2 protein-coding genes and 1 pseudogene are annotated in these 2979 nt (G+C 58.9%); all 3 read right to left on the bottom strand.

Annotated elements, in window-relative coordinates; translation table 11 throughout:
* Positions 1–636 (bottom strand): annotated as a pseudogene (locus ACFYTE_RS42275) (hypothetical protein); the annotation flags it as partial.
* 64 nt (positions 637–700) lie between these two features.
* On the bottom strand, positions 701–1378 hold the full coding sequence (locus ACFYTE_RS42270) for a hypothetical protein (protein ID WP_388722636.1): 678 nt from the start codon (positions 1376–1378) through the stop codon (positions 701–703).
* A gap of 674 nt (positions 1379–2052) precedes the next feature.
* A partial coding sequence (locus ACFYTE_RS42265) for a transposase (protein WP_388722634.1) occupies positions 2053–2979 on the bottom strand: 927 nt, incomplete at its 5' end.

Raw genomic sequence — 2979 nt, 5'->3', positions numbered from 1 at the left:
GTAACTCAAGCCTCGCGGGATCTGGAATTCGAAGGAGTAGTTGAAACGGACTTCATCTCGCCTCTGGGATGGCTTCATGGAGTCGCAATATCTACCAGAGTTAGATCCACACCAATATCCGGAAAACTTGCGCCCCCGAATATCACATCGATACCTATTCATTTTGTTCGGATTCTCATAGAATCCGCGATCGGGTCTAGTGGAGGCGATTTCACGATCAAGGACTTTCGCTTGATTGTTGAAAGCGGGGGCGCCCCTGTCGAACCAAGCGTTTTCCCCCGTCGCAAGTTCAACCACCTCGGATGTCCATTGATTTCCCCCCTGGTAGGTCTCATAGGAGAGACCGACCTGGAGCTCGGCGAACTTCGGCAGGACACGCTTGCTCGTCCGTGTCTTGATATCTACTAAATCGTACCAGTCCTCACTCCATTTAAAGAGAAGATCATTCACTTCAGAGATGACATCGAAGAGAATCGCAATACTGCGATTCTTGCGGACCTTCGCCGCCCCCTTAATATTCAGGCAGGCATTCCTTGACTCGTCGTAGAAATCCTTCTCCGTACCATTCGCCTTGAACTCACTCCCGTCGGGATTGGTTGCGAATGATTCGCCGCTGTCCGCTGCAATACCTGCCATCTGCACTGCCTCCTTATGGAAATATGACGCTTGCACCTCGGGTGCGAGTTAGATATTCCGGGTTTCATAGGTTCTTCAGATCGGGAAAAGCTTCGACAGCGGTGATATCCATGGGGCCTTTTGTGATGGAAGTTCCTTCCCTGTTGGTCCTCACCGCATGGTAACCGCTGAAGAACCACCAGCCGGATCCGTCTCCACTGCGCGATGCGCCATCGATGGAATTCTCGAAGATTGTACCCTTCAGTGCCGGCCATGCCTTACTGTCTGTGATGGGATTGGGCCCCCACAGCTTGTTCGTGTCATCTACGCATACAGCTTGGACTTGCGTATCCATATTCTTGAAAATCCACCAATCCCCTGCCCCTCCTTCTAGAGCGGAAACATCTTGTGAAAGCCGAGTCCCTTCAACGGCTGGGTAAGCGTCAGGCGCGGTGATCAATTCTGGACCCTTCATTTTCTGATCGCCAGCCCAATTGGTCTTGACGGCGTGCCTGCCGCTGAAGAACCACCAGCCGTCACGGCTAGTCGCGACGGCGTCTATGTGCTTCGCGAAGGTGGTCCCATGCAAAGCTGGCCATCCGCCCTCGGACGTGATCAATTTGGGTCCCCAGGCTACGCCGCCCGATGACCTGAGGCAGGTGGCATATACCTGGCCTTGAACGTTCTTGAAGAACCACCATTTGTCGTTTCCTTGCGGCTCTACTGCATCTATACCGGAACCGAACCCAAATATTTCAGTCATGTTTCTCCTCCAAGTAGGTCTTTACATCCCCTGGCATGCGCCACAAAATGGCTGCTTCTATGACCCCTGTTGCAGCCTGGAGTCCGGACTTCACGTTGGATGCGTAGCACCAGTCCGTCAGAATCGTTCCGCCGAACGGCGGCAGGTCCAGCCCAGGGCCTGCTGCCAGTCCGGGACTCCGGCCTGGGTCATGCATTCCTTGTCGCGTCGTCACGCGCCGAGGAAATCAGGCGGATCTCGGTCGGAGTCGGCATGTGCGTCTCGATTGGGCAGTTGAGTCCTCCGGATCCCCCACGGAAACCTTCGCTGCAGATCTCACGTGCTATCCCCCTCACCATGTCAAAAGACAGACGGAGGCGCAGTTCACGTTTGGCTTCGTGACGCGAAAAACCCCGCTGCCGAACGTGCGAACAGGCACGAATGGACTGGTCCATGAACTCCTAGCCACTCTAGATGCACCGACACCAGCGAAACAGGGGGAGTCATCCGCATGGCGGGAAATCGACCTGAAAGCGGAATGGCGTCATCAGGCCCGCGGCAATGCGAGTTCAACGGCTGGTCCGTCCGGATCCACGTGAAGCGGAGCATCCGTTATCGCACTGCCGGACGAATCGATATGACCGAAACCCTCACCTCGTTGTCCGGCGCGACGGGCGGACGTGACTGAGGCTTTCCTAGCGAAATGATCTCTGTAAATCGGCATGAACCGTGCAGGCCGGTGCGGATCGGGCGTCGGCTCCTGGCTTTAGCTGCGATCGTTCATGAGTCCCCGTCAGCTTGCTGGCCAGGTGGTTGTGTCTGTGTAGTGGGGTCTTTTCGGGGCTGGGGCAGGCTGAGGGCCCGGTTTTCGCGTCGTGGGCGCCGGGTTCCACTTCGCCGGTGGGGTGGTGCGGGTTGTTGAGACGGCCGGAGTTGCTGGTCAGCCGGGGACTGGCATGTCGATCGCGTGGGTGATGACGTCGGTCTAGGGCCATCGGACGGTGAAGCGGAGCCAGCAGCGGTGTCCGGTGTTCACGAGCTGGGCGGCGGGCGGAGAACAGGCGCAGGCGGAGCTTTTTGGTTCCCAGCGGCGGGTCTTGCCGGTCAGGGCGAGCATCGGCATCCAGGTCGAGTGCGAGCGAGACGCTCTTCAGCCAGGTCCGGTTCTGGGCGGTGTCGTGCAGGGGTAGGTTGCGCAGGCCGGTGTCGCGAGCGTTTCGGATGCGGTCCTCGCAGCGGGCCCGTCTGCGGTGACGCAGTTCGAGGTCGGCGAGCCGACCGCCTTTGGTGTTGGTTGCGAAGCAGGCGAGCCGCAGTCCGTCGAGGTCGGTGAAGCGCAGCTGGGCGCCGGAGTGCGGGCGTTCCTTGCTAACGATCAGCCGCATGCTCCTGGGCCAGGAGGAGAGATCGGGCATGTCGGTGATCTCAGCGACCCAGGCGTCGGGCCGCTCGGTGCCTTCGTCGTTATAGGCCGGCGTCCACGCCTTCTTCGGGATGTTCAGCACGGCCTGGCGGGTGGCGTCGGTGATGGTCATCCCGACGGAATACGACAGCCACCGGCCAGGCTTGGAGAGCCAGTCGAGGAAGGCGAGGGTGCCGCCGCCGGAGTCGGTCCGTATCAG

Source organism: Streptomyces sp. NPDC004629 (genome assembly GCF_042873595.1).
Taxonomy (GTDB): domain Bacteria; phylum Actinomycetota; class Actinomycetes; order Streptomycetales; family Streptomycetaceae; genus Streptomyces.
This window is presented reverse-complemented; position numbering and strand designations above follow the sequence as displayed.

Excerpts from the sequence above, each read along its gene's own strand:
- ACFYTE_RS42270 (WP_388722636.1), bottom strand. The coding sequence starts at position 1,378 with ATGACTGAAATATTTGGGTTCGGTTCCGGTATAGATGCAGTAGAGCCG.